Annotated in this window: 22 protein-coding genes; 7 read left to right on the plus strand and 15 right to left on the minus strand. The window is 64.9% G+C overall.

Going from position 1 to position 22679, the window contains the following annotated elements; genetic code table 11:
- The first annotated feature begins 91 nt into the window (after window positions 1-91).
- Genes EP867_RS13155 through EP867_RS13165 form a run of 3 tightly spaced genes read left to right on the plus strand, consistent with a single transcriptional unit; the run spans window position 92 to window position 3975 of the window.
- Complete coding sequence (locus tag EP867_RS13155; protein ID WP_128489948.1) at window positions 92-976, plus strand: helix-turn-helix transcriptional regulator; 885 nt, start codon at window positions 92-94, stop codon at window positions 974-976.
- 45 nt (window positions 977-1021) lie between these two features.
- The gene (locus EP867_RS13160; RefSeq protein ID WP_128489949.1) at window positions 1022-2053 is read left to right on the plus strand and encodes a MoeA family protein; all 1032 of its coding nucleotides are present in this window, start codon (window positions 1022-1024) and stop codon (window positions 2051-2053) included.
- A complete protein-coding gene (locus EP867_RS13165; RefSeq protein WP_128489950.1) occupies window positions 2053-3975 on the plus strand; it encodes a molybdopterin biosynthesis protein in 1923 nt (640 codons plus the stop codon). The genes EP867_RS13160 and EP867_RS13165 overlap by 1 nt, the downstream gene beginning before the upstream one ends.
- A gap of 32 nt (window positions 3976-4007) precedes the next feature.
- Here the strand turns inward: EP867_RS13165 and EP867_RS13170 are convergent, their stop codons facing one another.
- The 3 genes from EP867_RS13170 to modA form a co-directional block, all read right to left on the minus strand.
- Window positions 4008-6071: a TRAP transporter permease gene (locus tag EP867_RS13170; RefSeq protein ID WP_128489951.1), complete on the minus strand. Its 2064-nt coding sequence runs from the start codon at window positions 6069-6071 to the stop codon at window positions 4008-4010.
- Between the two features lie 82 nt (window positions 6072-6153).
- On the minus strand, window positions 6154-7158 hold the full coding sequence (locus EP867_RS13175; RefSeq protein WP_164888864.1) for a TAXI family TRAP transporter solute-binding subunit: 1005 nt from the start codon (window positions 7156-7158) through the stop codon (window positions 6154-6156).
- Window positions 7159-7244: 86 nt separating this feature from the next.
- Window positions 7245-8015 (minus strand): molybdate ABC transporter substrate-binding protein, encoded by a 771-nt coding sequence (gene modA, locus EP867_RS13180; protein WP_128489953.1) that lies wholly within the window; start codon window positions 8013-8015, stop codon window positions 7245-7247.
- Window positions 8016-8189: 174 nt separating this feature from the next.
- Between modA and EP867_RS13185 the strand changes: the two genes are divergently transcribed.
- Genes EP867_RS13185 through mobB form a run of 4 tightly spaced genes read left to right on the plus strand, consistent with a single transcriptional unit; the run spans window position 8190 to window position 12413 of the window.
- A complete protein-coding gene (locus EP867_RS13185; RefSeq protein ID WP_128489954.1) occupies window positions 8190-9167 on the plus strand; it encodes an asparaginase in 978 nt (325 codons plus the stop codon).
- A 4-nt stretch (window positions 9168-9171) separates the two neighbouring features.
- Complete coding sequence (locus EP867_RS13190) at window positions 9172-10041, plus strand: formate dehydrogenase accessory sulfurtransferase FdhD (RefSeq protein ID WP_128489955.1); 870 nt, start codon at window positions 9172-9174, stop codon at window positions 10039-10041.
- Window positions 10034-10657: a molybdenum cofactor guanylyltransferase MobA gene (mobA, locus tag EP867_RS13195; RefSeq protein WP_128489956.1), complete on the plus strand. Its 624-nt coding sequence runs from the start codon at window positions 10034-10036 to the stop codon at window positions 10655-10657. Before EP867_RS13190 ends, mobA begins: the two co-directional genes overlap by 8 nt.
- Before the next feature lie 10 nt (window positions 10658-10667).
- Window positions 10668-12413 (plus strand): molybdopterin-guanine dinucleotide biosynthesis protein B, encoded by a 1746-nt coding sequence (gene mobB, locus EP867_RS13200; RefSeq protein WP_128489957.1) that lies wholly within the window; start codon window positions 10668-10670, stop codon window positions 12411-12413.
- A 3-nt stretch (window positions 12414-12416) separates the two neighbouring features.
- Here the strand turns inward: mobB and EP867_RS19840 are convergent, their stop codons facing one another.
- From EP867_RS19840 to EP867_RS13255, 12 genes are all read right to left on the minus strand, one after another.
- Window positions 12417-12554, minus strand: coding sequence for a hypothetical protein (locus tag EP867_RS19840; RefSeq protein WP_164888863.1), 138 nt, complete (start codon window positions 12552-12554; stop codon window positions 12417-12419).
- A 29-nt stretch (window positions 12555-12583) separates the two neighbouring features.
- The gene (locus tag EP867_RS13205) at window positions 12584-13687 is read right to left on the minus strand and encodes an Mrp/NBP35 family ATP-binding protein (RefSeq protein WP_241656906.1); all 1104 of its coding nucleotides are present in this window, start codon (window positions 13685-13687) and stop codon (window positions 12584-12586) included.
- On the minus strand, window positions 13684-14688 hold the full coding sequence (locus EP867_RS13210) for a formate dehydrogenase subunit gamma (protein WP_128489958.1): 1005 nt from the start codon (window positions 14686-14688) through the stop codon (window positions 13684-13686). Before EP867_RS13210 ends, EP867_RS13205 begins: the two co-directional genes overlap by 4 nt.
- 12 nt (window positions 14689-14700) lie before the next feature.
- Window positions 14701-15303 (minus strand): formate dehydrogenase FDH3 subunit beta, encoded by a 603-nt coding sequence (gene fdh3B, locus EP867_RS13215; protein WP_128489959.1) that lies wholly within the window; start codon window positions 15301-15303, stop codon window positions 14701-14703.
- Window positions 15304-15313: 10 nt separating this feature from the next.
- Window positions 15314-18286 carry a formate dehydrogenase subunit alpha gene (locus EP867_RS13220; protein WP_128489960.1) on the minus strand — a complete coding sequence of 991 codons (2973 nt, stop codon included), beginning with the start codon at window positions 18284-18286 and terminating at the stop codon, window positions 15314-15316.
- A gap of 1 nt (window position 18287) precedes the next feature.
- The gene (locus EP867_RS13225) at window positions 18288-18506 is read right to left on the minus strand and encodes a hypothetical protein (protein ID WP_128489961.1); all 219 of its coding nucleotides are present in this window, start codon (window positions 18504-18506) and stop codon (window positions 18288-18290) included.
- Window positions 18507-18520: 14 nt separating this feature from the next.
- Entirely contained in the window at window positions 18521-19144 is a 624-nt protein-coding gene (locus EP867_RS13230; protein WP_128489962.1) for a TorD/DmsD family molecular chaperone, read from the minus strand.
- 86 nt (window positions 19145-19230) lie between these two features.
- A complete protein-coding gene (locus tag EP867_RS13235; RefSeq protein WP_128489963.1) occupies window positions 19231-19788 on the minus strand; it encodes a DUF3306 domain-containing protein in 558 nt (185 codons plus the stop codon).
- On the minus strand, window positions 19785-20378 hold the full coding sequence (locus tag EP867_RS13240) for a DUF3305 domain-containing protein (RefSeq protein WP_128489964.1): 594 nt from the start codon (window positions 20376-20378) through the stop codon (window positions 19785-19787). The genes EP867_RS13235 and EP867_RS13240 overlap by 4 nt, the downstream gene beginning before the upstream one ends.
- Complete coding sequence (locus EP867_RS13245; RefSeq protein WP_128489965.1) at window positions 20375-21370, minus strand: DUF6352 family protein; 996 nt, start codon at window positions 21368-21370, stop codon at window positions 20375-20377. The genes EP867_RS13240 and EP867_RS13245 overlap by 4 nt, the downstream gene beginning before the upstream one ends.
- Window positions 21370-21936, minus strand: coding sequence for a DUF6505 family protein (locus tag EP867_RS13250; protein ID WP_128489966.1), 567 nt, complete (start codon window positions 21934-21936; stop codon window positions 21370-21372). Before EP867_RS13250 ends, EP867_RS13245 begins: the two co-directional genes overlap by 1 nt.
- Complete coding sequence (locus EP867_RS13255) at window positions 21930-22628, minus strand: biotin/lipoate--protein ligase family protein (protein WP_128489967.1); 699 nt, start codon at window positions 22626-22628, stop codon at window positions 21930-21932. Before EP867_RS13255 ends, EP867_RS13250 begins: the two co-directional genes overlap by 7 nt.
- Window positions 22629-22679: the final 51 nt, after the last annotated feature.

The raw sequence follows: 22679 nt of genomic DNA on the forward strand, positions 1-22679 counted from the left end.
GCAATTTACTTCATACTTGTGGCAAATATGTAAATCATGCAAAGTAATCCGGCTTATGTAGAAAATTCATCAGAATGCCGGATTTTGCAGTATGACTGACAGCGCCGCTCCCGTCCTTATGACGACCTCTGAGGTCGCGAGCTATCTGCGGATCAAAGAGCGGACGATCTACGACATGGTGGCGCGCAGCCAGATCCCTTTCTCGCGGGTCTCGGGGAAGCTGCTCTTTCCGCGCCGTCTGGTCGATGCCTGGATTGAGGGGCAGACCGAACTGCCCGACAGCAGGCTCGCGCCTGCGCCGCTGATCTGCTCGGGCTCGTCAGAGCCGCTGCTGGAATGGGCGCTGCGTCAGTCCGGCGCGGGGCTTGCCATCCTGACCAGCGGCTCACGCCAGGGGCTGGAGGCGCTGGCCGCAGGGCGCGCCATGCTGGCCGGGACCCATCTGATCGAGCCGGAAACCGGGCGTTATAATGTCGATGCCGTGCGCAGTCTGTTGCCCTACCCCGACATCGTGATGATCCATTGGGCGCGGCGGGTGCAGGGGCTTTTGCTGGCGCGGGGCAATCCGGCCAATATCACCTCGCTGCGCGACGTGGTTGAGCGCGGGTTGCGCGTGGTCCTTCGCAGTGAAGGGGCGGGCTCGCAGATCCTTCTGGATCTTCTGCTGTCGCGCGAGGGGCTGTCGCCCTCTGATCTCAACGCGGCACCCCGGGTGGCGGAAAGTCATGGCGATATGGCCTCGATGATTGAGATGGGAGAGGCCGATTGCGGCCTGGGGCTGGCCTCGGCCTCGCTCGGCTTTCTGCCGCTCTGGCCGGAAGAGGAATTTGATCTGGTCATGCGGCGGCGCGATTTCTTTGAGCCGCCGGTGCAAAAGCTGCTCGCCTTTGCGCGGGGCGAAGCCTGCCGCCGGCGGGCGGAGTTCCTGGGCGGCTATGACCTGACGCGGCTGGGTGAGGTGCGCCTCAATGCCTGACGGGCGATTGAAAACCCCGCGCCAATCAGCGAGATTGCGCGGGTGATGCAAAGCCCCTTTTCTCCCTCCCGTCTGATATCCTGCGATGACCTGCTGGCGCGGCTGCTGGCTGGGCTGGCGCCGGTGGCGCCCTGCCTGGTGCCGCTGGCGCAGCTGCGCCCCGGCACCATCGCCGCGGCCCTGCCCGGCCCGCAGGCGGGGCTGCCCTCTGCGCCGCTTGCCCTGCGGCGCGGCTATGCGCTGCGCTCGGATGAGCTGATCGGCGCGGGGCCGCTCTCGCCGGTGATGCGGCTGACCGAGCCGCCGCTCATCGAAGCCGGAGAGCCGCTGCCGGAGGGGGCCGATGCCATTCTCGATCCCGCCGCCCTGCGCCGCAGCGGTGCTTTTTATGAGATCAGCGCTGAGACCTTTCCCGGCGACGGCGTCCTGCCTGCCGCCCATCACCTGCCGCCCCATGAGCCTTTGCTGGAGGAGGGTGAGGAGATCGGCCCGGCCGGGCTGCTCCTGCTGGCCATGGCCGGCACCACAGAGGTGCCCTGCCGCATCCCCCGGCTTGCGATCACCGGTGGCGATGCCCCGGCCCGGCAGTCTCTCTGCACGCTTGCGCAAAGTTTTGGCGCGACCCTGACCGATGGCCCCGCCGATATCCATCTGCAGCTTGCGGAAACCGCGCCCTCCGGCGGGGGCTGGCTCTGCCAGGGTCTTGCGCTGAACGGGGTACAGGAGATTGCGGTTGCGCAGAGCGACACCTGCGTGACGATCCGTTTCGCGCCCCGGCCTGAACTGCTGATGCTGGTGGCTGTCGGGGTCTTGCTGCCGCTGCTGGATCACCTGAGCTGCCGTCGGGCGCTCAAGGGTCCGGCCCTGCCGCTTTCACGCAAGATCAGCTCTCCGGTGGGCATGAGTGAGATTGTCCTGCTGCGCCGCGAGGCGCAGACATGGGCGCCGCTGCCCTCGGGGGAACTCAGCCTCGCAGGGCTGAGCCGCGCTGAAGCGCTGCTGCGCCTCCCTGCGGGCGAAGAGGGCTGGCCCGCAGGCCGCACCCTTGCACCGGACCTTTTCGGGCGGAGGCTTTGATGACGCCGCATCTTCAGGATCAGTTTCTCTCGGTCGTCAGCCGGGAGGAGGCCATCGCAAAATTCGATGCGGCGCTTGGGGCTCTCAGCCCGCGGCAGGAGCTGCTGCCGCTTGCGGAAAGCGCAGGCCGGGTGCTGGCCCGCGATCTCAGCGCGCCTGCCGACGTGCCGCCCTTTGACCGCTCCGGCGTGGACGGCTTTGCGCTGCGGGCCGCCGATCTGACAGGGGCCTCTGCCGCGAACCCCGTCATTCTGCGGCTGACCGGCGAAGAGATCGCCTGCGGCACCGCCCCGCGGCTCAGTATCGGCCCCGGAGAGGCGAGCCTGATTGCCACCGGCGGCCCGCTGCCGCGCGGGGCCGATGCGGTTGTTATGGTGGAGCATACCGACCCGCTGCCCGATGGCCGCATCGAAGTCCGCCGCGCCGCCCTGCCCGGGCAGTTCATCGGCCGCGCCGGCAGTGATCTGGCGCGAGGGGAAGTTCTGTTGCGCCGCGCGACACTGATCGGCGCGCGGGAAATCGGCATGATTGCCGCCGCAGGCATCGGCGAAGTGCCGGTCTTTGCACGCCCCAGAGTGGCGGTGCTGTCGACCGGGGATGAACTGGTTGCCCCCGGTCAGGCACTGGCCCCCGCGCAGATCCATGATGCCAATGGCCCGATGATCGCCGCCGCCTGCGCGGAAAACGGGGCAGAGGCCCGCTTCCTCGGGGCCTTCCCCGATCAGGCCGCACCGCTGGAAGCGGCGATGCGCGCGGCGCTGCAGGGTGCGGATATGCTGATCCTCTCGGGCGGGACCTCAAAGGGCGCGGGCGATCTGACCCACCGCCTGGTTGCAGGGCTTGGCGCACCGGGCATTGTGGTCCATGGCGTGGCGCTGAAGCCGGGAAAGCCCCTGTGTCTGGCGGTTTGTAACGGCAAGCCCGTGGTGGTTCTTCCGGGCTTTCCCACTTCGGCCATGTTCACCTTCCACGACATTGTTGCCCCGGTCCTGCGCCGCATGGCGGGCCTGCCTGCGCGGGGCGTGCATGAGGTGACGGCCACCCTGCCCCTGCGCCTGCCCTCTGAGACGGGGCGCACCGAATTTGCCATGGTCGCGCTGAGCGAGGGGCCGGAGGGGCGGGTTGCCTTTGCCACCGGCAAAGGCTCAGGGGCGGTGACCTCATTCGCCCAGGCCGATGGCTTTGTGCAGATCGGCGCGCTGGAGGATCATCTGCCCGAAGGCTCGAAGGTGCAGGTGCAGCTTTTTACGCCCGCGCTCAGGATGCCCGATCTGGTGATCGCGGGCAGCCATTGCACCGGCCTTGATCTGGTGCTGGGGCCACTTGCGGGCGCAGGGCTGCAGATCCGCAGTCTGGCGATCGGCAGCCTTGGCGGGCTGCAGGCGGCTTTGCGCGGCGAATGCGATCTCGCACCGATCCACCTTCTCGACCCCGCAAGCGGCAGCTTCAACACCCCCTTCCTGACCGAGACGCTGGAACTGCTGCCGGGCTGGCAGCGGATGCAGGGGCTGGTCTTTCGCAAGGGCGATCCGCGCTTTGCGGGGGATGACCCGCAGGCCGCGCTGGCGCGGGCGCTGGCCGATCCGGACTGCCTGATGGTCAGCCGCAATCAGGGCGCGGGCACCCGCATTCTGATCGATCAGCTTCTGAAAGGCGCGAAGCCGCAGGGCTGGCTGAACCAGCCGCGCTCTCACACCGCCGTGGCAGCAGCGGTGGTGCAGGAGCGGGCAGACTGGGGCGTGACCATCGCCCCCGTAGCGCAGGACGCAGGACTTGGCTTTCTGCCACTTGCGCCTGAGCATTATGATTTCGCCCTCGTGCGCAGCCGGATGGAGCGCCCTGCCGTCAAAGCCTTCCGCGAGACACTCGCTCTGCCGGAAACCCGACAGGCGCTGGAACGCGCGGGCTTTACACCGGCATGAAAAAAGGGCGGCCCCGGGGCCGCCCTTTTTCTTTACTCAGCAGGGGCCGGGTTGCCGCGATCGCGCAGCGGCCATTGCCGGATCGTCACCGCCAGCAGGATTGCCGCCCCGCAAAGCGAGGAGGTCAACTCCGGCGCGATCAGCAGCAGAGCCCCGATCACCAGCGCCACCCGCTCAATCTTCCACAGGGGCGCCATCAGCCAGTTGGTGATCGCCGCCGAAAGCGACAGGATGCCAAGCGTCGCGCCGAGGAAGGCGAGCAGGAAGTCCTGGATCGTAAAGGCCTCAGTCACGATCAGCAGCGAGGGCGAAAAGACAAAGACGAAGGGCACCATGGCCTTACCCATCGACAGCCGGAACGCGGTATTCCCGGCCTGGAAGCCATTGGCCCCGGCAATGCCCGCCGCCGCATAGGCCGCAAGCGCGACCGGCGGCGTCACATCCGCCAGCACCCCGAAGTAGAAGACGAAGAAGTGGGCCACGATGGGTTCCACATTCATCATCCCCAGAACCGGGGCGGCAACGGCGATCATGATGATATAATTCGCCGTCGTCGGTACGCCGCAGCCCATCAGCACGCAGACCACGGCCGTCAGCATCAGCGTGAAGAGGAGCGACAGGGTGCCGATGGTGAAGATCTCAAAGGGCAGAACACCGAGGGCGCTGTGAACCGACATCGCCCAGCCCTGCGCCACCGAGGTCACCATGAAGGCGATCTTGAAGCCCACGCCGGTCAGAGTGACGACCCCGATCACCACACCCACCAGCGCCGAAGCGGCGGTGACCGAAAGCGATTGCCGCGCACCGGAGATGAAGCCCTCCACCACACCTTCCGCCGCATCGCGCAGCCCCTTCACGCCACCGGCCGCCTGAACGCGCTGGATGATGAAGACAACGATACAGGCCGTAATCGCCCAGAACGCCGACAGGAAGGGCGTGCGGCCCGACATCAGCATCCAGACCAGAAGGATCAGCGGGAAGACCGACATCCAGCCCTCACGCAACACCTTCCAGGCCTTGGGGAGCTCTTCTTCCCGCAGACCGCGGATGCCAAGGCGCTTGGCTTCCAGGTGAACCTGCACCAGGACGCCGAAGAAATGCATGAAGGCCGGGACAATGGCCGCGATCAGAATGGTGCGCAGGGGGATGCCCAAGTATTCCACCATCAGGAAGGCGACCGCCCCCATGACCGGCGGCGTGATCTGCCCGCCGGTCGAAGAGGCGGCCTCAACGGCGGCCGCAAAGTGCTTTTTAAAACCGATGCGGATCATCGCCGGAATGGTCAGTGCGCCGGTCGTCACCGTATTGGCGATGGACGAGCCCGAAATCGTGCCCAGCATCGCCGATGAGATCACCGAGACCTTCGCCGGACCACCCGCAAAGCGCCCGGTCAGCGCGGTCGCGAGATCAATGAAGAGCTGCCCCAGACCGATCTTCTGCGCCATGACGCCAAAGAGCACGAAGTGGAACACATAAGTCGCAATCACCCCGAGCGCGGTGCCATAGATGCCCTGCGACGAGAGGTAGAGGTGGTTGATGATATTGCCCCAGTCCGCGCCCGGATGCACCAGAATCCCCGGCATGGAGCGGCCGAAATAGGCATAGGCTATGAAGAGACAGGCAATGAGCGGCAGCGGCCAGCCCATGGAGCGGCGCACCGACTCCAGCAGCGTGATCAGCAGAATGGTTCCCATGACGATATCGAGCGTCGAGGGGTTGCCGATGCGGAAGGCAAGCTGGTCGTAAATCCACGGCACGTAAAGCGAGGTCACAAGACCCGCGATGGCCAGCGCCCAGTCGTAAAAGGGAATGCCAAGCACTCCGGGTTCATCGGTGTGGTGACGGTTGCGCGCCAGAGCCGCGAAACTGAGGAACACCACGAAGAGCGAGATCCCCATATGCACGCCGCGATGGGTCGTGGCGCGGGGAATACCGAATCCTGCCGTATAAAAATGATAAAGCGACAGCAGAAGCAACAGCACGCCGCTGAGGATCAGAACCGGCTTTGTGACCGTTCGGAACCGCGATTCCGGATCGAATTCTTCTTCGAGCCTGCGGATTTCCTCGTCCGTCAGAACGCGGGTGCTCTCACTCATGGCCTGCCTCTTGATCTGGTCTTAAGGGATAAAGCGCGGCAGGGGAAACCCTGCCGCGCTCTCCGGTCAGCTGTCGGGCAGCTTACTGAAGCTTGCCGGCTTCTTTGTAGAACTTCTCCGCACCCGGGTGGAACGGGATGCCCGCGCCCTGGGTGGCGTTATCGAGGGTGATCTGTTTGCCTTTGGCGTGGCCGGCGGCAAAGAGTTTCTGGGTGGTCTCGTTGTAGAGCGCCTGGGTGATCCCATAGACCAGCTCTTCGCTGACATCCGCGCTGGTCACCAGCTGTGCGCCGACCGAAATGGTCGCCACATCGCCGTCCTGGCCCTTATAGGTGCCGCCCGGAACGGTATCGGTCGCAAAGAAGGTATAGGTCTCGCGCAGTTTATCGACCTCCGGGCCGGTGATCGGCACCAGAGTGATGTCATGCTGCGAGGCAAGCTCTGCAATCGCGCCGGCCGGGAAGCCGCCCACGAAGAAGAAAGCATCCATCGCGCCGTCGCGCATCCGATCAGCCGCCTGATCGGGCTTGAGGTATTCCGCCGTCACATCCGCCTCGGTCATGCCGAATGCCTCAAGGATGATTTTCGCGTCCACAAGCGTGCCCGAGCCCGGCTCATCGAGCGAGACTTTCTTGCCCTTCAGATCCGCAACCCCGTTGATGCCCGCATCTTTGCGCGCCACCAGGTGGATCGATTCCGGGTAAAGGTTGGCGATCAGGCGCAGTTTCTCAACGGCGGGTTTGCCTTCCCAAAGACCGGTGCCGGTCTGCGCCCAATAGGCCACGTCCGACTGGCTGAAGCCCGCTTCCAGCGCGCCGCCGGCGATGGAGTTCACGTTGCCCACCGAGCCGTTCGAGGCCACGGCCGTGGCGATCAGCCCCGGCACGCCGCAGGAGCCGCCCGCGTCGCAGGCGCGCGAGCCGGGCGGGTTCGAGATCGCATTGGCGATCAGACCGCCGATCGGATAATAGGTCCCCGCCGTGCCACCGGTGCCGATGCGGAAGAACTGCATATCCTGAGCCGCAGCCCCCTGCGTCAGGCCTGCCACCAGCATCGCAGCACCGAACAAGGCCTTCGCCGAATTCATAAACATCGCTCGCTCCCCGAGAATTCAATTCCGCAGGAGTATGTGAGAGATATCGGACTGCGTCAATGTTACGCAAACCCCGCCCCTCAGTCCGCCTCAGCGGGCAGCAGCTGAAAGCCGTGGTTTTGAAAAATCCCCGCCGCCGCCTCAGCGCTGAGGTGGTCATAAAAGGTGCGTGCCGAGGGCTTCTCCGCGCTCAGAAGCGCCACCGGATAGCGGATCGGCGGATGCAGCGCTTCGGCGAAAAACCCAAGCGTCTGAACCCCCGGCTCTGCCCGCGCATCGGTCTCATAGACGATCCCGAGCGGCAGTTCTGCGCGGGCGACCAGAGTAAGCGCAGCGCGGACATTGTCTGACTGCGCCACCTGGTCTTTCACATGCTCCCAGAACCCAAGACTTTCCAGCGCGGCACGACCATATTGCCCGGCAGGCACAGCCTCAACCAGGGCCATCGAAAGCCGCGCCCCGCCAAGCCGTTCCATCAAAGGAAACTCCGGCCCGATCTCTCCGCCCGCCCTACCGTCTGCCATACCGGGCGCCCCTGCCGGAGCAACCAGGACCAGACGATTGCCCAGGAGATCCCTGCGCGCGGCCACACCCGCCTGTTCTTCCAGCAGATCCATCCAGTTTTCCGCCGCCGAAACGTAAAGATCCGCCGGAGCCCCCTCAAGGATCTGCCGCGCCAGGGTGTTGGAGCCGGCATAACTGATGACCACGGTCTCTCCGGTAGCGGCCTGGAACTGCTGCGCCACCTCATCCAGCGCCGTCTTCAGAGAGGCCGCGGCAAAGACCACCACATCTGCCGCAGCAGGCGTGGCCGTCAGGGTCATCAGGAGGGGCAGAACAAGGCGCAGCATCACGGGATCCGGGCAGTTGAAAATGTGAAGCCTCTGCCCCGCAACGGGCTCTGTCAATCACCACCCTTGCCGCAGCACCCTGCCGCCCGATCCGCCGGGCCGGGCACCGGGCCCACCCTCGACACCCCGCGCCACGGGCAGTAGTCTGTGCGCCCGAAGATCAGGCAGGCGGATATGGCAGATATTTTCATCGGAACCCTTGGCGGCACCATCGCAATGACCAGGGCTGCGGGGGAAGGCGGGGTCACGCCAAAGCTGACCGCTGCGGATCTGCTGGCTGCTGTGCCGGGGCTGGACCCGGCGCTGAGCGTGCAAAGCGAAAGCGTGCTGCAGGTGGCCTCCGCCTCGATCTCGCTGCGCGATATGGGGCGGGTGCTCGACTGGGCCAACCGCGCGGCCAGTCAGGGCGCGCGGGCGGTGATCCTGACCCAGGGCACGGATTCCATGGAGGAAACGGCCTGGTTTCTCGATCTTTTCTGGGCGCATGACTGCCCCTTGATTGTGACCGGGGCGATGCGGGCGGCGGACGGTGCGGGCCCGGACGGCCCGGCAAACTTGGCTGCTGCTTTGCGCGTGGCTCAGGCTGAAAGCGCCCGCGGGCGCGGCGTGATGGTGGTGATGAATGAAGTCATCCACTCGGCCAAACGTCTGCGCAAAACCGACAGCCTGTCGACCGACACCTTCTCCAGCGGCACCACCGGACCACTGGGCCGGGTGATCGAAGGCGCGCCGGTCTGGTTCCGCCCGGCTGCCCCCAGCGATCCCCTGCCTGCGCCGCAAAGCTTCGATCATGACGTGGCAATCCTCAGCTTCGGCATCGGCCAGAGCGCCGCGCTGCTGCGCCATGCCCTCAGCGCGCCGGAATTCTCGGCGGTGGTTCTGGCGGGCTTTGGCTCGGGCCATCTTCCCGCCGATCTGATGGCCCATATCGACACCTCCACCCGTCCGGTGATCTATTGCAGCCGTTGCAGCGATGGTCCGGCCACCCGCGCCACCTATGGCTATCCGGGCTCAGAAGTTGATCTTCAGGCCCGGGGCGTCTGGCCGGGCGACTGGCTCGGGCCGCTGAAAGCCCGCATCCTGATCTGGGCGATAGAGGCCGCTGGCCTCGCCGATCCGCGTGCCGCCTTTGAAGCCCGCGCCGGTGTATAATCCCATGAAAGCCCCGCTGATTGCCCCCGACCTCAGCCGCGAAGACCTGGCCCGCCCGATCAAAGGCTTTGATCAGACCGGAGCAGAGGTCGAAATCCGGGTGGTCGAAGAACGCCCGCTCTCAATCTGGCTGAACTCGCGTGAGATCGTCACCGCCATGACCATCGGGGATTACCCCGAATATCTGGCACTTGGCTTTCTGCGCAACCAGGGGATGCTGCCCGAGGGGGTTGAGGTCACGGGCGTCGATTACGATGACTTCTCAGAAGCCGTGGTCGTCCGCACCCGCGAAGCCACGGACTTTGAGGAAAAGCTCAAGCGCCGCACCCGCACCTCCGGCTGCGCCATGGGGACGGTCTTCGGCGATATGATGGAGGGGCTGGAGGGGTTGAAGATGCCGCCCGCAGAGCTGCGCACCTCCTGGCTCTATGCGCTCTCCCATCAGATCAACCGCATGCCGAGCCTTTATCTGGAGGCGGGCGCGATCCACGGCACGGTGCTCTGCCAGAAGGATCATCCGCTGGTCTATATGGAGGATGTCGGCCGCCACAATGCCGTCGATAAAGTCGCGGGCTGGATGTACCGCGAAGGGGTCAGCGGGGCGGATAAAATCCTTTATACCACCGGGCGGCTGACCTCTGAGATGGTGATCAAATGCGCCCATATGGGTATCCCGGTGCTGGCCTCCCGCTCAGGCTTTACCGCCTGGGGGGCCAGCCTTGCGCAAAGCCTTGGGATGACGCTGATCGGGCGGCTGCGCGGGCAGCGCTTTGTCTGCCTGTCCGGCGAAGAGCGGCTGATCCGTGATGCTGATCTCTCTTCCGTCAGCGCTGAAGAGAGCCGCAGCCGCAGGAAGGGGGCGCAGGATGAGTAAGCCGCTTGGTGTGATCCTGGCAGGGGGCCTTGCGCGGCGGATGGGCGGCGGAGACAAAGGGCTGCTGGATCTGGGCGGACAGAGCCTTTTGGGCGAAGTGATCGCCCGTATGGCTCCGCAATGCGCGGGACTGGTGCTGAACGCCAATGGCGATGCGGCACGGTTTGCGGGGTTTGGCCTGCCGGTCATCCCCGATGGCATCGACGGCTTCCCCGGCCCGCTGGCGGGCGTTCTGGCGGGAATGGAGCGCGCGGCCGAATTGGGGCAAAGCCACATCCTGACCGCCGCCGCCGATACCCCCTTCCTGCCCCGCGATCTCGGGCCCCGGCTGCGCGACGCGCTGCGCCCGGACCGCCCCATCGCCCTTGCGGCCACCCGGGAAGAGGGGCGGGTGATCCGCCAGCCGGTCTTTGGCCTCTGGCCGGTGGCGCTGCGCTATGATCTGCGCGCCGCGATCGAAGGGGGGCTTTCAAAAATCGTCCTCTGGACCGACCGCCACGGCACCGCGCTTGCCGAGTTCGACACCGGCCCGCCGCACCCCTTCTTCAACGTCAATACGCCCGAAGATCTGGCCGAGGCCCGCGCGATCTGGCACAAAGGACGCACAGAACTCTGAGAGGGCGGTCATGCGGGTATTCGGGATTACGGGGCGCAAAAACGCCGGGAAAACAACGCTGACCGAGAAGCTGGTCGCGGAGTTCACCGCCCGTGGCTACCGCGTCTCGACCGTCAAACACGCCCATCACGCCACCGATGTGGACCAGCCGGGCCGTGACAGCCACCGCCACCGCGAGGCGGGCGCGGTGGAGGTGGTGCTGGCCTCCTCCAGCCGCTGGGCATTGATGCACGAGCTGCGCGGGGACACCCCGCCGGAACTCAGCGATCATCTGCAGGTGATGTCGCGGGTCGATCTGGTTCTGGTTGAGGGCTATAAGCTTGCCCCGCATCCGAAGCTCGAAATCTGGCGGGCGGCTAATGGTGCGGATCTGCTGGCCCCCGATCACCCCACGATTGAGCTTCTGGCCTCAGATCAGGGGGATGGCGGCACGGGGCTTCCGGTTCTTGATCCCAATGATATCAAAGGGATCGCCGATTATATTGAGCGCCGGACCGGCCTCACGGATCTGAAAAAGCGCGGCTCGTCGATGCCCGAAGGGGTGCGCTGGACCCCGGTTGATGAGGTCTTTGAAGCGCTGAAATCCGCGATCCGCCCTATTGAGGGCGCTGAGCGGCTGCCGCTGAGCGAAGCCCCTGGCCGGGTTCTGGCGGAAGATGCCATAGCGCGGCGCAGCCATCCCCCTGCGGCCAATTCCGCCGTCGACGGCTATGGCTATGCCTTTGAGACGGTGGATTTTTCCAAAGGCCCCTTGCCGCTGGCAGAGGGCCGCGCGGCGGCGGGTGAGCCCTACCCCGGCGAGGTGCCCCCCGGCCATCTGCTGCGCATACTGACCGGGGCGCATCTGCCCAAAGGCGTCGATACCGTGGTGCTGCAGGAGCATGTCACCCTGACGGAGGCGGGTCTGAGCGTCAGCAAACCGCAGCGTAAAAAGGGCGCCAACTGCCGCCGCGCCGGTGAGGATATGTCCGCCGGCGATCTGGCTTTGAAAGCCGGATCGGTGCTGCGCGCGCCCGACCTTGGCCTCGCCGCAGCCCTTGGGATTGCCCATGTGATGGTGCGCCCGCGCCTGCGGGTCGGGGTGCTCTCGACGGGCTCAGAGATCATTGCCCACGATCTGGCGGCAGATTTCCCGCTGCAAACCCCCGATGCCAACCGCCCGATGCTTTTGGCGGAACTGCAGCGGCTGGGGTTTGAAGCCGTCGATCTTGGCATTGTCGGCGACGACCGCGCCGCGATCCGCGCGGCCCTGACGGCGGCCACAGAGCGTTGCGATGCAGTGCTGACCTCAGGCGGTGCCTCTCAGGGGGATGAGGATCACACCGCCGCCCTGCTGCGCGAGGAAGCGGACCTTCAGGTCTGGCGCGTGGCGGTCAAACCGGGACGTCCGCTGGCGCTGGCGCATTGGCAGGGCATGCCGGTCTTTGGACTTCCGGGAAACCCGGTCGCAGCCCTTGTCACCGCGCTGATCTTCGCGGTGCCCGCCCTTTATCAGCGGGCGGGTGCGGGCTGGCGCAGACCGCAGGGCTTCCTGGTCCCGGCAGGCTTTGCCCGCGTGAAACAGGCCGGTCGGCGCGAGTATCTGCGTGCGCGGCTGACTGAGGAGGGGGTGGCGGAAGCCTTCGTCTCGGAAGGCTCCGGCCGGGTTTCGGGGCTCTCATGGGCGGAGGGGCTGATTGAGCTGCCCGATGCCTTCTGCGACATCCGCCCCGGTGATCCGGTGCGCTTCCTGCCCTGGCAGGGCTTTGGCCCTTAAGCCTTACTTTGCGGGCGGCGTGACGCGGGCGCCTTCCGTCGCATGGGCCTCATGCGCGGGGATCTGAAACGCCTGACTGATCTGCCAGGTCGCGCCCGCCAGAACGGCGGCGGCGATTGCGCCAAAAACGATTGCCTTCACGTCTTCTCTCCGGGGTAAACTGAAGGCCCTCAGATAAGGCCTTTGTCCCTGAGCGCAAGCCGCAGTTCCCCGGCGATCGCGATAAGTGATTGACCGACCTGGCTTTCCGGCTCAGTTGCGACAATTGGTCGCCCCAGATCCGCCCCACGGCGCAGCGCCATGGTCAGAGGAACCTCACCCAGGAAGGGCACACCGATGCGGCGGGCCTCTTCCCGCGCGCCGCCGTGGCCGAAGATCTCATGCCGTCCGCCGCAGTCCGGGCAGATGAACTGCGACATATTTTCGATGACACCGAGCACCGGCACCTCAAGCTTGCGGAACATCGCAATGCCGCGCCGCGCATCGATCAGCGCCAGATCCTGGGGCGTTGAGACGATCACCGCGCCCGTGAGCGGACTTTGCTGCACCACGGCCAGCTGCGCATCCCCGGTCCCGGGCGGCATGTCGATCAGCAGCACATCAAGCCGCCCCCAGTCGACCTCTGCGATCAGCTGTGTGATGGCCGATTGAATCATCGGCCCGCGCCAGATCATCGCCGTATCGGGATCGACCAGATTGCCCACCGAAAGCGCCTGAAGGCCCCAGGCCTCCAGCGGCCTCAGGCGGCGCCCGTCCGCCGCCAGCTGCGGCTTTGCCGTCAGACCGAGCAGGGTCGGCACCGATGGGCCATAGATATCAGCATCGAGCACGCCTACCTTCAGCCCCAGATGGCGCAGCGCCAGAGCCAGCGAGATGGTCGTCGTGCTTTTGCCCACACCGCCCTTGCCGGAGGCCACGGCGATCACGGCTTTCACGCCTTCAAGCACCTTTGCAGGGGCTTTGGCGGGCTTCAGTTGCGGCGGCGCAGCGGCAGGCTTCGGAGCCTCAGTCCGCTCAGCGGTCAGCATGACGAGAGCCTTTTGCACCCCCGGAAGACGCTCAGCCGCTTTTTCCGCCGCAAGCCGGACCGGCTCAAAGGCTTCGGCCTCTTCTGCTGTGACACGGATCGAAAAACTTACCCGGCCCGGCGCGGGTTCGGTCATTGCGCCAAGGCGGCTACTGTCAGCAAGGCTGCGGCCATCCGGGAGCCTTACAGAAGCCAAAACGGCGCGCAAAGCTGCGCGCCGCCGGTTGAGGTCCATGGGATCGCTCATTCTGCCGGGGTCACCTCACCACCGGGGCCACGGCGCTGCACGGCACCTTTGGCAAGCTCTTCCTCAAGCCAGAGCGAGTGGTGCTGCTCAGCCCAGTTCACATCGACCTGACCGGTGGTCATGGCGTCAAGCGCCCCTTCGGTGCCCACGGTGCCGATGTAGATATGACCAAGGATCATCGCCATCATGCCCGAAGCAATCAGAGCATGGGCAATCTGTGCCAGCTGCCAGTCAGTCGCGCTGTCCAGGAAATAGGGGAACATCAGCAGCAGACCCGAAGCCGCCACCAGGCTGCCGCCCACGACCACACCCCAGAAGACGATCTTCTGACCGGCGTTGAATTTCTTTGCCGGCGGGTGCTTGCCCTTAACGAGCAGGCCGCCACCCTCTTTCAGCCAGCGCAGGTCCAGCTTGTTGGGGATGTTGTGGCGGACCCACATCAGGAAGGTGATGACCACACAGACCATGAAGGGCCAGGCGAGGTAATGGTGCGCCAGCTTGCCCAGATAGGTGAGCGAGCCAAAGGCCTCATAGCCAAGCCAGGGCAGCACGATATAGCGCCCCACGGCCACATTGATGCCCGAGAGGGCCAGAGCGATGAAGCTGATCGCCATGGTCCAGTGCACGGTGCGCTCAAACACGTTGAAGCGCGTGATGGTGCGGCCGGCACGGCCTGCCTCAATCTTCAGACGGCCTTTGACCACGAAGAAGACCAGCAGCGCCAGCAGCGTGCCGACCAGCGCCACGCCCATCACCCGGTCCGAAACCTTCAGGTTAAAGCCCATCCAGTCTTTGTTGGACGGCTTTTGCAGATCCGCCGCATTGTCATCGGGGATCGAGATCCGGCCCGAGATGGTCTCACCCGGCTTCAGGGCGTCAAGAAGCTGTTGCTCCTGCACCGAAGACGCGGTGGGGTTCACCGGCTGTTGCGCCATAACCGGCGCGGAAAACCCGAGAGTCGCACCAAGGACCAGGGCTGCAAGTTTAAAACGAAGCGTCATCCCTTGCCCCCCTCAAGCCGATACGTTGACGGTTTCGCCATAGGCGGTTTTCCAGCCCCAGGCGCCCGAGCCATAGCCACGGGTCACCACGCGCTCACGGTAGATCTCGGCGATGATATCGCCGTCGCCTGCCAGCAGAGATTTGGTCGAGCACATCTCGGCGCAGAGCGGCAGTTTGCCCTCGGCCAGACGGTTCGCGCCGTATTTCTCATATTCGGCGATCGAGAGATCTTCTTCCGGGCCGCCCGAGCAATAGGTGCATTTGTCCATCTTGCCGCGCGAACCGAAGTTCGAGGCCTGCGGATACTGCGGCGCACCGAAGGGGCAGGCATAGAAGCAGTAGCCGCAGCCGATGCAGGTGTCTTTGTTGTGCAGAACCACACCGTCGTTGGTGGTGTAGAAGCAGTTCACCGGGCAGACCTGCGCGCAGGGCGCATCGGTGCAGTGCATGCAGGCCATCGAGACCGAACGCTCACCCGGCAGACCATCATTGATGGTCACCACGCGGCGGCGGTTGATGCCCCACGGCACTTCATGCTCGTTTTTGCAGGCGGTGACGCAGGCGTTGCACTCGATGCAGCGGTCCGCGTCGCAGAGAAATTTCATACGTGCCATGTCGCGCCCCTTATGCTGCCGCTTCGATCCGGCAAAGCGTCGCCTTGCCTTCGTGCATGCCCGTCACCGGATCGTAACCATAGGTGGTCACGGCGTTGACGGATTCCCCCAGCACGATCGGATCGGTGCCCTGAGGATATTTGCCGCGCTGATCTTCGCCCATGAACCAGCCCGCAAAGTGGAAGGGCATGAAGGCCACGCCCGGTGCCACACGGTCGGTTACCAGCGCTTTCACGCGGACTTTCGCGTTGTCCTCCGGGCCGTAGACCCAGATCCAGGAGCCGTCTTTGATGCCCTTGGCCGCCGCATCCTGGGTGTTCACTTCGCAGAACATGTCCTGCTGCAGCTCTGCAAGCCAGGGGTTCGAGCGGGTCTCTTCACCACCCCCCTCGAATTCAACGAGGCGGCCCGAGGTGAGAACCGTCGGGAACTGTTCAAAGAGCTTCTGCTCAACCGCGCGGGCCTGAACGGTGTGACCAATGTTGGGCATACGCAGCTGGCGGCCGTCTTCGCGGGTCGGATAATCCGCCACCAGATCGGGACGGGGGGTATAGATCGGCTCGCGGTGGACCGGCACCGGGTCGGGCAGGTTCCAGGCGACCACACGCGCCTTGCCGTTGCCGAAGGGCACACAGCCATGCTTGATCGCCACGCGCTGAATGCCGCCCGACAGATCGAGGGTCCAGGACACTTTGGCGATGGCCTCAGGATTGTTATTGCCGATCTTTTCAATTACGGCCCGCTCTTCAGCGGTCAGCTCGGAATCCCAGCCCAGCTTCTGCAGCAGGGCCATGGTGAATTCCGGGTAACCATCCTCAATGTCCGAGCCAACCGGCCAGCTGTCTTCCGCCAGCAGCGACACGCCCTCACGCTCAAGCCCGAAGCGCGGACGGAAGGCACCGCCACCCTCTGCGACCGGGATATTGGTGTTGTAAAGCACATGGGTGCCCGGGTGCCGCATCTCCGGCGTGCCCCAGCAGGGCCAGGGCAGACCGTAGTAATCACCACCGACCTCCGGGTCGTCCTTGGGGGCGCGCAGGGTGATGATGTCAAACTTATGCTGATTGCGCATATGCGCTTTCAGACGCTCCGGCGACTGACCGGTGTAGCCGGTCGACCAGCCACCGCGGTTAATCTCGCGCAGGATCGATTCTGCCGTCGGCTCTTTCGAGAATTTGCCGTCGACCATTTCGAAAGTTTTGAACATCTCATCCGCAAAGCCGAGACGCTGCGACAGACGGTAGATCACCGCATAGTCGTTGTCGGATTCAAAGATCGGCTCAACGACCTTCTCGCCCCATTGGATCGAGCGGTTCGACGCGGTCCGGGTGCCTGCCACCTCAAAGTTGGTGCAGATCGGCAGCAGATAGGTGTTGTCGGTGCGGGTGTGCAGCGCGGCAAAAGTGGTCGGATGCGGGTCGGCAACGACCAGCAGATCCAGAGCGTTCATGCCGTTCTGTGCCGCTTTCATCCGCGGGATGGTGTTGGCGCCGTGACCGAAAACGATCATCGCCTTCACGCCGTCCTGCTGATCGACATCCTCGGAATCGAGCATGGTGGCGTCGAACCAGCGGGTCGAGGGGATCCCTGAGACTTCCATGTTCTGCGCCCGGGTCCGCGCTTCGCGGCCCTGTTTCGCAGGCACTTCGTCGAAACGGCTCTCGATATAGCTGAAGGGCACGTCCCAGACCCGGCACCAATGCGCCCAGGCCGCCGGAGCGAGGCCGTAGTAGCAGGGCAGGTTGCCCACATCGAGACCCATATCCGTCGCGCCCTGCACGTTGGTGTGGCCGCGGAAGATATTGGCGCCCATGCCGATGTCACCGACGTTGCCGGTGGCCAGCAGCAGGGTGCAGTAAGCGCGCACGTTGGCGGTGCCAACGGTGTGCTGCGTACCGCCCATACACCAGATGAAGGTCGCAGGCTTCACCGTGGCGAAGGTCTCTGCCACGCGCTTCACAACCTCTTCTTTAAGGCCGGTCACGCGCTCCACTTCCGCCGGGTTCCACTTCATGATTTCGGCTTTCGCCTCATCAAAACCGTAGACGCGCTTGCGGATGAACTCTTTGTCTTCCCAGCCGTTCTGGAAGATGTGCCAGAGCATGCCCCAGATCACCGCGATATCGGTACCCGGACGGATGCGCACAAATTCGGTGGCATGGGCCGCGGTGCGGGTCATGCGCGGATCGAGCACAAAGACATTCGCCCGCTGGGTTTCTTTGCCCGACAGGATGTGCTGCATCGCCACAGGGTGCGCCTCAGCCGCGTTCGACCCCATGAAGATGATGGTCTTGGCGTTGCGGATGTCGTTGTAGCTGTTGGTCTGCGCGCCATAGCCCCAGGTGTTCGCCACACCGGCCACGGTGGTCGAGTGGCAGATCCGGGCCTGGTGGTCGACGTTGTTGGTGCCCCAGAAGGCAGCAAACTTACGGAAGAGGTAAGAGGCCTCGTTGGTAAATTTCGCCGAGCCCAGCATGTAAACCGAGTCTGCGCCCGATTTCTCGCGGATCTCCAGCATCTTCGCGCCGATTTCGTCCAGCGCCTGGTCCCAGGTGATGCGCACCCAGTCACCGCCGACTTTCTTCATCGGATATTTCAGACGGCGGTCGCCATGCACGACTTCCCGCGACGATGCGCCCTTGGCGCAATGCGAGCCGCGGTTGATCGGGCTTTCAAAAGCCGGCTCCTGACCGACCCAGACGCCGTTTTGAACTTCGGCGATCACCGAGCAGCCCACCGAGCAGTGGGTGCACATGTTCTTGCGCCGCTCTGCCGGGGCCGCGTGATCGTGGGGCGTCGCCGCCTCTGCACGCTCAAAGAGACCGCCCGAGAGCGAGGACACGGCTGCAAGGCCGCCCACAGCCACGCCCGAACGGCGCAGGAAGCTGCGGCGGTCGAGCTTGCGCTGACCCATGCCGAGGAAGCTTTGCGCCAGCGCGCCGCCGGTGCCGGAGGCATGAATATTTTTACGTTTGATCAGCATCTTACTTCTTCTCCGGCCAGACGAAGCGATTGACGTGATAGAAGCTCTTCACATGCTCACTGTCAGGCTGATAGCGCGCCTTGGTGCGTGCATCGCCGGTTTCCTTGCCAAAAGCCGGAAGCGCGCCGCCCCCGGCGAGCCCCATAGCTGCGAGCCCGAGTGAGGCGCCGAAAAAGCCGCGCCGTCCGACTTTCGGGCCAGTCCTTTTGCTGTCTGACATTCTCTCCACTCCCCTCAGGCCGCCTCAGTGGCATCTGCGTCCAGCGCAAAGCCCTGAGCTTCGATTTCCATAAACAAACGCCCCACACGGCCCACTGCGGCATAGAATTTTGCCGCCGGTGCCTTTTCGAGATCGTCAAAGAACATCCCCGCCCAGGGGGCGAGGTGGCGATTAAAGAAGAGGGCCTCACCCGGACCCGCCTCTCCCGCCGTCAGGCTGCCGACTGCAAAAGCCGCCATGACCCCGCAGAGCAGCGCAATCCGGTCTTCCGGGTCATGATCCCCCGCCCGCCGCGCAACCCCGAGCGCCGCGAGATCGCCGCGCAGAACGGCCAGCGGGCGCTCATTGAGAAAGCCGGTCATATAGAAGGAGGCATAGGGCAGAAGCTCGCCCCGACCCACGCCGATAAAGAGGTCGAAAAACTCGCGCTCCGCCGCCTCAGGGGTGGTGCCCGCCGCAGCTTTCGCCAGATCGGCCCAGGCAGCACCCAGCACGGACCCCTCATCAGGCGTCAGATCGGACAGCGCCCGAAGCACATCGGCCGGGGGAGCGGCACTGAGCAGCAGGGCGAGAACCTCATAGGTCTCTGCCCGGCTTTCATCAGTCTCATCCCGGGGCTGGGAAGCGAAACGGGTCAAATCTTACCTCTTACCTGGCAAAACGCTGGGTACACTGACAACCGATTGGCGGTCAGCGTAAAAAACTACACTCTTTACAGGTTTATTCAACCAGGAAGCGCGCCACCATGCCGCAGTGAGAGCCTGAGGGCCGGTATCTCTGCGACATTTTGTCCCTCACCCGTCTCGGGGGGCAGGTCTTCGGGCGTTTCCGGGGGAATTTCCGCCTCGGGCTCGGGCGGCTGAGGCGGCTCCGCGCGCTTCAGAAGGTCCAGACTTTTCTGCACGATGTCTTCGCCAAGCGAGGCCGAATAGCCCACCGGACCGGTGCCGGTATTGAAGTCCCAGGCATAGTCGCGCGCCACATCAAGATGGGTCGAAATGACAGGATCGGCCGCCCAGGCCCGGCGCAGCGCGGCATTCTTCAAAGCCTTGGGGACAAAGCTTTGCAGGAAGGGCCGGATATCTGTGGAGGCGGTGATCGTCTCAAGCGGGGGCAGCTCCGCCAGCAGCCGCTCCAGCTCGGCGCCCTCCGGCGCGGGTGCTGCCGCGGGTTCCGGCAGCGATTCGGGCGGCGAATCTGGCGGGGATCCGGTCTCCGGTGCAGGCTCTGCGCGGCGGTTTTCCCGCGCCCGCGCCGACCAGCGCTCAAAGAAGCTGCTCATCGCTGCACCCTCTGGCTGCGCGGCAGACCCGCCGGGGTCAGTTTTGCCACCTCCGCCTCCGTCCGGCGCTGGCCGGGGCGATGGCCGCCCGGCAGAATGCGCGGCGCGCTGAGGCTTGGATCTTCCGCTTCAATGCCCGAGCGGCGCTTTTTGAGAAACCGCTCTTCCTCCGGGAAAAGCGCTGCAAATTCAGCGATATGGGCGATCAAAACCTCAGGCATCGGCAGACGTTCAACGCGAAGGCCGGGGTCGGTGGCCATGGCCTCGCCCTCAAAGGGATCGGCGGTGACCAGATGCAGCTCCGCCTTTTCGGGATCCTCCGCATGCGACAGCGAGACCCAGAGTGAGGGCGGCGACATCGCCAGATTGGCCCGCAGATTGGCAGCATCCCCGGGATGCAGCTGCAACTGATGCACCCCCATGAACCAGGTCTCAACCCCGCTCTCGCTGCGGCTCATCAGACTGCGCGGCGGCAGCGGCGGTGCGGGCATCATCAGCAGCGCCGGTTGCAAAACCCGCGCGCCCCATTTCGTCGCCGGGGGCCAGGAGCGGGCGATAACCGCGACAGGAATGGGGGGATGCGCGCTCATGCGGCCTCTCCTTTGGTGGCGACCAGTGGCAGCCCGTCAACCAGGTTCTGCGGCTTGAACTGCACGACCAGCTCTTTTCCGGTGGCCAGCATCGCCCAGGTCGGGCGGTTTTCAAGCCCCGCGCGCAGCGGGCTTCCTGGCGCAAAATCAATGGTGAAAAGCCCCACAAGCTGCACCGCCGGCGTCTTTCCCTGCCAGAGTGCATTGCCATACTCCGTCCCCTCACGGGTCAGGCCCACAAACCAGGCAAGATCGGCTTTTTCTTCGCGGGTCACCGGCAGAACCGTGACTTCCACCCGGTGCAGATGGCGGATGAAGGCGCGGATCGCCTCTGCCAGTCCCATGCGGGAGGCCGGGTTGCCGCCGAAATTCTGCACCATGGTATGGGCATCAGAGCGGCTCCACCAGGTCCAGGCATTGTGATCGCCCAGAACGTCCAGCCCCTCAACGCCCCCCTCCATCAGAGCGGCGAGCGGATTGGAATGGACCTTCGCTTCCATTTCCTGCTGCAGTTCCAGATCCACCAGATGCAGATGGCCGTCCTTCAGCCAGCCATATTGCGGGCGGAAGAACATCTCGGCGGCGCGCAGCACATGGACATCTTCACAGCCATCAAGCGCATTGCGCAGGATCAGCTGCACCAGTTGCTGCAGAAGCACCGGCGCGGTCGGCACCCGGTTCCGGATCAGCGCCAGATAGCCGCCCTCAACCGTACCGGCTGAGATCAGCGTGTCGCGCAGCGCCAGCACCAGTTCCCAGTTCTCGCGCCCGTCCGGATCAGCCAGCGCCGCTACTTCCGCCGCAGTGACCTTCGCCAGAGGATCAGCCAGGAGCCGAGCATGAAGGGCGCGTTCAGCCTCACAGGCCTCCTCCGGCGGGGCCAGTTCCGGCCGCGCCAGCCAGGCCAGCAGCAATTCCGGCGTGACCTCCAGCCAGCCGTCGCTGCGGCGGCGCGTCAGATGGTGGCCCGAGGCAACCCAGAACTCTCTCATCACGTCTCTCCCGAACGAAGGCCGGCGAAAAGATCGATCCCCTCGCCCTGTTCGTCTTCGTCACTTTGCACAAAATGAAACGGCCTCTCGTGGCCACTGAGGCCAGGAGCCCCATAGGCCGTCTCCTCACGCGGGCGCAGCGAGCGGAACCGCTCACGAAGCTCACCCGCCTCATCTTCTTCGCGGTGAAGCGCAATGATGCGCCCCTCGTCGTGGCCGCGGCAGAGCTCTTCGGCGAAGGCAATCTCTTCCTCTGCGGCCCCTCTCGCGGTCTGCAGATCCGGCGCGCCGAGATGGGCCACAAAGCTTTGCGCCAGTGCCTCAACCGCCGCCACCCGCTCAGAAAAGCTCACCCGCGTGACCACGGCCAGCGTTGAAAAGCCAAAGGACTGCACGCCCAGAAAAGCCGAGCGAAAGGCCACCCGCTCTTTGCGGCTCAGCCCCTCAAAGGGGCGGCCATGCCACAAAAAGCCCCCCGGCACCGCCCATTCCCCCGGCTCGGCGGCGGGCGAGAACAAAATGCCGTCAGAGGCATCAAGCCTGATGGTGCGCAGCAGGCTTACCACTTCGGCCCCCCGCGCTCTGCATCGCGCCAGCGCTCTTCATTCAGCACAGTGGCCAGCGGCGGCAGTTGCAGACGCCCGTCCACAATCTCAGCCCCCTTCAGCGCTTCATGCCCCTCAACCCGGTCGAGAAGGCGGCGCAGAAGCGCATCCACGCCGTCATGCTGCCAGCGATCCACGATCAGCTTCAGCCAGGAGGCAAAGCTTTCGATCATCGCCGAACTCGCGCCGAATTCCTCTTCCTCAAGCGAGGTGGTGAAGGGGTAAAGACCGGGCTCTTCAAGACCCGGGCGCTCAGACAGAATTTCGGCGGCAAAGATCACCCATTCGGGCAAGCCGTCTTCGCCCTGCGGGCCGGCCTGCCAGCGAGCCCCGGCGATGAGGGCGCTGTCATAAAGGATCCGGTCCGGAAATTCGACGCGGACCTGACGCTCTGGCAGACCATGCTGCACCAGGGTCTCACACAGCGCCGCGAGCGCCGCGACATAGCCCAGTTCAGCCTCACGCGCGGTGGAAACCAGCGGCGGCCCCGGCTCCATCACAACGGCAATCGCAAGGATGCCGCCGCTTTCGCGCCACAGAAGGGTGCCCGCCCCCTCATGGGCCTCCGCCGCCGCCAGTGCCAGCAGATCCCCCTCCGGGGCCTCAATGGCCCGGAAAGGGGGCGGCAACAGCAGGCGCGGCAGGTCAGACATAGAGGGTCTCCGAAAACAGGGCCGACAGGGTGACAAACCGGCCACAATCGC

This window comes from Falsigemmobacter intermedius (genome assembly GCF_004054105.1).
Lineage (GTDB): Bacteria > Pseudomonadota > Alphaproteobacteria > Rhodobacterales > Rhodobacteraceae > Wagnerdoeblera > Wagnerdoeblera intermedia.

Excerpts from the sequence above, each read along its gene's own strand:
- EP867_RS13155 (WP_128489948.1), top strand. The coding sequence starts at position 92 with ATGACTGACAGCGCCGCTCCCGTCCTTATGACGACCTCTGAGGTCGCG.
- EP867_RS13160 (WP_128489949.1), top strand. The coding sequence starts at position 1,022 with ATGCAAAGCCCCTTTTCTCCCTCCCGTCTGATATCCTGCGATGACCTG.
- EP867_RS13165 (WP_128489950.1), top strand. The coding sequence starts at position 2,053 with ATGACGCCGCATCTTCAGGATCAGTTTCTCTCGGTCGTCAGCCGGGAG.
- EP867_RS13170 (WP_128489951.1), bottom strand. The coding sequence starts at position 6,071 with ATGAGTGAGAGCACCCGCGTTCTGACGGACGAGGAAATCCGCAGGCTC.
- EP867_RS13175 (WP_164888864.1), bottom strand. The coding sequence starts at position 7,158 with ATGAATTCGGCGAAGGCCTTGTTCGGTGCTGCGATGCTGGTGGCAGGC.
- modA (WP_128489953.1), bottom strand. The coding sequence starts at position 8,015 with ATGCTGCGCCTTGTTCTGCCCCTCCTGATGACCCTGACGGCCACGCCT.
- EP867_RS13185 (WP_128489954.1), top strand. The coding sequence starts at position 8,190 with ATGGCAGATATTTTCATCGGAACCCTTGGCGGCACCATCGCAATGACC.
- EP867_RS13190 (WP_128489955.1), top strand. The coding sequence starts at position 9,172 with ATGAAAGCCCCGCTGATTGCCCCCGACCTCAGCCGCGAAGACCTGGCC.
- mobA (WP_128489956.1), top strand. The coding sequence starts at position 10,034 with ATGAGTAAGCCGCTTGGTGTGATCCTGGCAGGGGGCCTTGCGCGGCGG.
- mobB (WP_128489957.1), top strand. The coding sequence starts at position 10,668 with ATGCGGGTATTCGGGATTACGGGGCGCAAAAACGCCGGGAAAACAACG.
- EP867_RS13205 (WP_241656906.1), bottom strand. The coding sequence starts at position 13,687 with ATGAGCGATCCCATGGACCTCAACCGGCGGCGCGCAGCTTTGCGCGCC.
- EP867_RS13210 (WP_128489958.1), bottom strand. The coding sequence starts at position 14,688 with ATGACGCTTCGTTTTAAACTTGCAGCCCTGGTCCTTGGTGCGACTCTC.
- fdh3B (WP_128489959.1), bottom strand. The coding sequence starts at position 15,303 with ATGGCACGTATGAAATTTCTCTGCGACGCGGACCGCTGCATCGAGTGC.
- EP867_RS13220 (WP_128489960.1), bottom strand. The coding sequence starts at position 18,286 with ATGCTGATCAAACGTAAAAATATTCATGCCTCCGGCACCGGCGGCGCG.
- EP867_RS13225 (WP_128489961.1), bottom strand. The coding sequence starts at position 18,506 with ATGTCAGACAGCAAAAGGACTGGCCCGAAAGTCGGACGGCGCGGCTTT.
- EP867_RS13235 (WP_128489963.1), bottom strand. The coding sequence starts at position 19,788 with ATGAGCAGCTTCTTTGAGCGCTGGTCGGCGCGGGCGCGGGAAAACCGC.
- EP867_RS13240 (WP_128489964.1), bottom strand. The coding sequence starts at position 20,378 with ATGAGCGCGCATCCCCCCATTCCTGTCGCGGTTATCGCCCGCTCCTGG.
- EP867_RS13245 (WP_128489965.1), bottom strand. The coding sequence starts at position 21,370 with ATGAGAGAGTTCTGGGTTGCCTCGGGCCACCATCTGACGCGCCGCCGC.
- EP867_RS13255 (WP_128489967.1), bottom strand. The coding sequence starts at position 22,628 with ATGTCTGACCTGCCGCGCCTGCTGTTGCCGCCCCCTTTCCGGGCCATT.